We start from the raw sequence: 5439 nt of genomic DNA on the forward strand, positions 1-5439 counted from the left end.
GCCGTCGCCGGCCACGTCCAGCGTCACGGGGGTGCCCGTGTCGACGTGGGCGGCGGTGAAGCGGTTTTTCAGGTCCTGCTCGAAGGCGGCGGTCTCGGCCCGCAGCTGGTCGGCGGACATGAGCGGGCAGGCGGCAAGTCCTGCCGCGTCGAGCGCGCCGCCCGGCAATCGCGGCCCGGACGCCCGGACCCCGGCGCCCATGCCCTGTGCGGCGGGCTGCGCGGCCGGCTGCGTGTTGGCTTCCCCCAGGAAATCGGCGAAGGCCGGCCCGCCGGCCGGCTGTTTGCGGGCGGTTTGGTGCGCGGCGGCGAAGCCGCTGGTGATGGCGGTGACGGTCATGCGATCCTCCCCAAGGGACGTGTCCGGGAAGGACGGTTGCAAGAACCCTGCCTTGAGCGCGGCTATACCCTTGAATGCGGCTACACCGGCGTGCGGACGCGGCCGGCCATCCGCTCCTCCAGGTGGCGGTGCAGCAGGTTGATGTTCCGGCGGTTGGCCTTGAAGGCGATGTCGAAGATGGTGCCCAGCACCGGGATCGAGCCGACCGCCCAGTCCAGCGCCACGTTGGCCCCCATGCGCACCAGCAGCGACTTGGGCACGCCATAGCGCGCCGCCTCCGCCACGATGTAGGCGGAGACGATGGCGGTCGCCGTGTCGCCGGCCACCGGCACGAGGCTGGCGATGCCGTCCAGCCCGACGCCGATGCGCGTGCCGGGGATGGTCCAGCGCGAGTCCAGCCACCAGGACAGCCGGCGCAGCCGCTCCAAGCGCTCCAGGTCGAGGTCCAGGTCGGGCGCCGGGGTGGCGCGGCGGTAGGGGGCGTCGTACATCGTGGCCATGCCCTGTGAACCGCCCGACCGGCCCCCCGGTTCCCTTTATCCCGCTTCCCCTTACGCCGACCGCGACGGCTCCGCCATTCCCGCCGGCCGTGCCGCCACGGTCAGGCGCAGCACCGCGTACCCCACCACGGCCGAGGCGATGGAGCCGGTCAGCACGCCCAGCCGCACGGCGACCGCGTGCTCCGGGTCGGCGAAGGCCAGCGCGCCGATGAACAGGCTCATGGTGAAGCCGATGCCGGTCAGCAGCGCCACGCCATAGAACTGCATCCAGGTGGTGCCCTCCGGCATGGGGGCAAGCCGCAGCCGCACCGCCAGCCACGTGGCGCCCAGCACGCCCACCTGCTTGCCCACGAACAGGCCCAGCGCGATGCCCAGCGGCACCGGCTCGGCGAAGCTGGCCAGGGTGACGCCCTCCAGCGGCACGCCCGCGTTGGCCAGCGCGAACAGCGGCATGATGGCGTAGGCGACCCACGGGTGCAGCGCGTGCTCCAGCCGGTGCAGGGGGATGCGCTCGTGCGGTTCGCCCTCCACCGCCTTCAGCGGGATGGCGATGGCCAGCGCCACGCCGGCCAGCGTGGCGTGCACGCCCGACATCAGCACGCACACCCACAGCACCACGCCCAGCAGCATGTAGGGCAGCAGCCGCCGCACCCCCATCAGCGTCAGCCAGCCGAGCGCCAGCCCGGTGACCGCGGCGAAGCCCAGCGCGGTGGCGTTCAGGTCGGCGCTGTAGAAGACGGCGATGATCACGATGGCGCCCAGGTCGTCCATGATGGCCAGCGCCAGCAGGAAGATGCGCAGCGTCTGCGGCACCCGCGACCCCAGCAGCGCCAGGACGCCGACGGCGAAGGCGATGTCGGTGGCCGCCGGAATGGCCCAGCCGTGCAGCGTCTGTGGCGTCTGGTAGTTCAGCGCCACATAGACCAGCGCCGGCACCGCCATGCCGCCCACCGCGGCGATCCCCGGCAGCGCCGCGCGGGCGGGGGTGGACAACTCGCCCTCCATCACCTCGCGCTTGATCTCCAGCCCGACCAGCAGGAAGAAGATCGTCATCAGGCCGTCGTTGATCCAGAAGTGCAGCGGCTTGTCCAGGCCGGCGCCGCCGACGGTCAGGCCGAGGTGCAGGTGCAGGAACCCTTCGTACGCGGCCGCCAGGGGCGAGTTCGCCCACAGCATCGCCACGGCGGCGGTGACCATCAGCACCACCCCGGCGGCGGCTTCGGTCTGCAGGAACCCTCGGACGGCCGAAAGCCTCATGGGCGGTGTCCCTCTGCGTCTGTTGCCCCATCCTATCCCGACAACAGATGGGGCGCCGCAAGGTGCTTCTTGCATTGCAAATAGAATGTTTCCGCAGGCGCGAAATGATCGAATGACAAACTCTCGAAGGAGTGCGGCGAATCGCCGCCTCCCAATGGGGGAGGCGAAGGCTAAGCGCTTCATCCGTCACGATGATTGTCGGTCCTTCGGCTATCGTCGTAAACCGCCGAACGGCCATATGTCTTTTTCACCGCTAGCCAGCGGTCCGTTACTTCGGGAACAATCCCCTCGTCGAAAGAAAAAAAGCTCGAAAGCCGAAGCTGCTGGGGGAGGAACCCATGGAAGCCCTGTACTGCGCCTGCTGCGGCCGGCCGTTCAAACGCGCGCACCAACGCGGCCCGGCGCCGCTCTACTGCTCGCGCGACTGCCGCCGCCAGATCGAAGTTCGCCGCCGCACCTGGACGGCGATGGAGAGCGTGGGCGCGCGTGCGTTCCAGGAGGGGAGGGGGGAGATCCGCGCCGTCGCGGTCGGCTGGTAGCCACCGCCGGACAATCACCGGACAACCGTCCTCAAACGCGTGAAGGGGCACCTCGAGGGGTGCCCTTCGTTTTTCCGGACTCCTCCGCCGGCCCGTTCCGTGTTAGAACATAACAGGAACATTATCCTGCCCGACCGGAGGCCCGTCCCATGCCAGACGTTATGCCCGCCTTCCCGTCCAAGGCCGCGCTGCTCGCCGGCCTGCGCGACCGCATCCGCCGCATCGAGGGTATCGGCGGGGAGGGCGGCCGCGTGCTGCCGCTGGGCGTGCCGGAACTGGACGGGGCGCTGCCGGACGGCGGCCTGCCGCTCGGCTGCCTGCATGAACTGGCTGGGCACGAACTGGCCGGGGAGGCGCCGGGTGCGGCCACCGCCTTCGCCGCGGCGCTGCTCGCCCGCCTGACGAACCGGGACGGCGCGGCCGGACCCGCCGTGTGGATCGTGCGCGGGCGCGACCTGCACGCGCCGGGGCTTGCGGCCTACGGCCTGCTGCCGGACCGGCTGATCGCCGTGCGGGCGGCGCGCGACGCCGACGCGCTGTGGGCCATGGAGGAGGCGCTGCGCTGCCGCCGCCTGTCGGCGGTGCTGGGGGAGGTGGGCGCGCTCGACCTCACGGCCAGCCGGCGCCTGCAACTCGCGGCCGAGGCCGGCGGCGTCACCGGGGTGCTGCTCCGTACCGGCCGGGCGGGGAGCCGCGCAGCGTCCGGCGGGGCCAGCGCCGCCGTCACCCGCTGGCGCATCGCCGCCGCCCCCAGCGTGCCGGACGAGCCCGGCGTCGGCCCGGCGCGCTGGCGGGCCGAGCTGTTGCGCTGCCGCGGCGGCCGTCCCGGCTCCTGGGTTCTGGAATGGCGCGACGGCGCCCTGGCCGTCCCCGGCCCCGTGCCACTCCCCGTCCGCCCCGCGCGCCCGGCGCCCGAACCACGGCCGGCCCGGATGCCGGCGTCCATGGTGGAGCACTGGGCGGAGGTGGCGTAGGGGGCAAAACAATCACTGCGCGGCACGCTTGGGCAGATAAGCGGCAATTTCCTTGTCGGTCATGATGACGTGCTTGACCAGCCAGTTGGCGGCGAAGCGGTAGACCTGGAGGGCGGTGTCCTTGACGGGCAGCGCCTCGAAGGCGCGCTGGAGGCGCAGCAGCTCCTCGTGCCCTTCCTGGTGGCGGCGGCGGTGCTCGGCGAAATGCGGGAAGCCCACGGCCTGCATCAGCCGCTCTTCCAGGGCGAAGTGCCGCCCGGCGTAGGCGATCAGGCCCTGGAGGCAGGCGGCCACCGCGCGGGGGTCGAAGCGCACGGCGTTCACCGCCTCCTCAAGCGCGTTGACGTAGTCGACGAGCCGGCGATGGTCGTCGTCGATCTCCGCAACGCCGATGGCCATACGGTCGCGCCAGACGATCCGCGCCATGGCTGGCCCCGCCTCCCGCCGTGCTTTCCGCTTGTTGCCTCAAGAAGAGGCAAATTCACTTCGATTACGCATTATCAGAGCAACGAAGCAAATCCAAGCGCGGATCGCTGTCGGGGGTCCGACCGGCGTGTCAGTAGTGCGACGCCCAATCCGGCTCGGTGCGCGGGGCCTCCCCACCGTCCGGATCCATCATGTCCGGACTCCGCCAGTGGGTAATTTCTTCCGCATGGAGCGGAAGTTGCCGGGCAAATTCTGCCGCGTCCTGCGCGCGGCGCCGCTCCAGTTCCCGGGCGGCGATGTAGACGGACAGCATGGCAGGCCTCCTTCTGAGATCCGGGAGAGCGATGCGCCGGTCTTTTGGCCGCCGCGGACCCACCCCGTCCTGTGTGCCTGTCGAATACCATGCAAGTCCCAGGCCCCTGTTGATACCGATCAAGCGGGCGCGCATTCCCGTTCCAATTCGCGCCGATGCGGCCCATATTCCGGCCACCATCCGGCCAGCCCTATTCGTCGAGACCCTGCATGTTCACGCCTGCCCAATCCTGCGCCACCTGCCTGAAACCGCAGCACCTCTGCGTGTGCGAGGCGGTCGAGCCGATCGACAACCGCGTCTTCGTGGTCATCCTCGAACACCCGCAGGAAAAGCGCGAGACGCTGGGCACGGCGCAGCTCACGCACCTCCAGCTCAAGAACTCGGTGGTGCGCGTCGGCCTCAGCTGGCCGAACCTGAAGCGCATCCTGGGCCGCGAGGTGGATTACAAGCGCTGGGCCGTCCTCTACCTCGGCACCGCCAAGCAGGGCGAGGCGGCGCCCAAGGAGGAGATCGCCGTCGTCGACAAGGCTGGCAAGCCGGTGGCCGGCGGGCCGGAGATCCTGGAGGGGCTGGAGGGCATCATCCTGCTCGACGGCACCTGGGCGCAGGCCAAGACGCTGTGGTGGCGCAACCCGTGGCTCCTGAAGTGCCGGCGCCTCATCCTGCACCCGCGCTTCCGCTCCCTCTACGGCGAGGCCCGGCGCGAGCCGCGCCGCGAGAGCGTCTCGACGCTGGAGGCCGCCGCCTTCGTGCTGTCGCGCCTGGATGGCGACCAGGCCATCTACGACCAGATGCTGAAGCCCTTCGCGCTGCTGCTGAAGAAGATGCGCGCCCCCCGCCCGCGGCCGGTCATCCCGGCCCCCGAGGCCCCGGCACCCGAGGCCGAACCGTCCTGACGTTGGGTTTGCGGCCTGCGGCCTGAACCCAACCTACGGCGGCGTGCATTCGCCCGTAGGTTGGGTTGAGCGCAGCTGTTCAGACCGGACACTTGGTTTACAGGTGTTCGGAGACATGGTTGACAGGTTGGACCGAACCGAGGCGATCGCGCAAGTCGACTTGCGCGATCGCCTCGGCGGCGAAATGGACGGTCC

The 5439-nt window shown here is 70.5% G+C and carries 8 protein-coding genes; 3 read left to right on the forward strand and 5 right to left on the reverse strand.

Annotation, left to right across the window (positions count from 1 at the left end):
• The 3 genes from VED21_RS30560 to nhaA form a co-directional block, all read right to left on the reverse strand.
• Positions 1–339 (reverse strand): hypothetical protein (locus VED21_RS30560; protein WP_324889263.1); only part of this gene is annotated, 339 nt, incomplete at its 3' end.
• Between the two features lie 80 nt (positions 340–419).
• On the reverse strand, positions 420–839 hold the full coding sequence (locus tag VED21_RS30565) for a DUF4112 domain-containing protein (RefSeq protein WP_324889265.1): 420 nt from the start codon (positions 837–839) through the stop codon (positions 420–422).
• A gap of 51 nt (positions 840–890) precedes the next feature.
• Positions 891–2096: a Na+/H+ antiporter NhaA gene (gene nhaA, locus VED21_RS30570; RefSeq protein WP_324889266.1), complete on the reverse strand. Its 1206-nt coding sequence runs from the start codon at positions 2094–2096 to the stop codon at positions 891–893.
• A 338-nt stretch (positions 2097–2434) separates the two neighbouring features.
• On the opposite strand from nhaA, the gene VED21_RS30575 reads away from it, so the two are divergent.
• On the forward strand, positions 2435–2635 hold the full coding sequence (locus VED21_RS30575; protein ID WP_324889269.1) for a hypothetical protein: 201 nt from the start codon (positions 2435–2437) through the stop codon (positions 2633–2635).
• A gap of 149 nt (positions 2636–2784) precedes the next feature.
• Positions 2785–3609: a hypothetical protein gene (locus VED21_RS30580; protein ID WP_324889271.1), complete on the forward strand. Its 825-nt coding sequence runs from the start codon at positions 2785–2787 to the stop codon at positions 3607–3609.
• 12 nt (positions 3610–3621) lie between these two features.
• Here VED21_RS30580 and VED21_RS30585 read toward each other — a convergent pair whose 3' ends face one another.
• Entirely contained in the window at positions 3622–4035 is a 414-nt protein-coding gene (locus VED21_RS30585; protein ID WP_324889273.1) for a bacteriohemerythrin, read from the reverse strand.
• A 130-nt stretch (positions 4036–4165) separates the two neighbouring features.
• Positions 4166–4348: a hypothetical protein gene (locus VED21_RS30590; protein ID WP_324889275.1), complete on the reverse strand. Its 183-nt coding sequence runs from the start codon at positions 4346–4348 to the stop codon at positions 4166–4168.
• A gap of 209 nt (positions 4349–4557) precedes the next feature.
• Here VED21_RS30590 and VED21_RS30595 point away from each other — a divergent pair, with 209 nt between their 5' ends.
• The gene (locus tag VED21_RS30595; protein WP_324889277.1) at positions 4558–5244 is read left to right on the forward strand and encodes a tRNA-uridine aminocarboxypropyltransferase; all 687 of its coding nucleotides are present in this window, start codon (positions 4558–4560) and stop codon (positions 5242–5244) included.
• Positions 5245–5439 lie beyond the last annotated feature (195 nt).

Origin of the sequence: Azospirillum sp., from assembly GCF_035627195.1 — a bacterium.
In the GTDB taxonomy this organism is placed as follows: domain Bacteria; phylum Pseudomonadota; class Alphaproteobacteria; order Azospirillales; family Azospirillaceae; genus Azospirillum.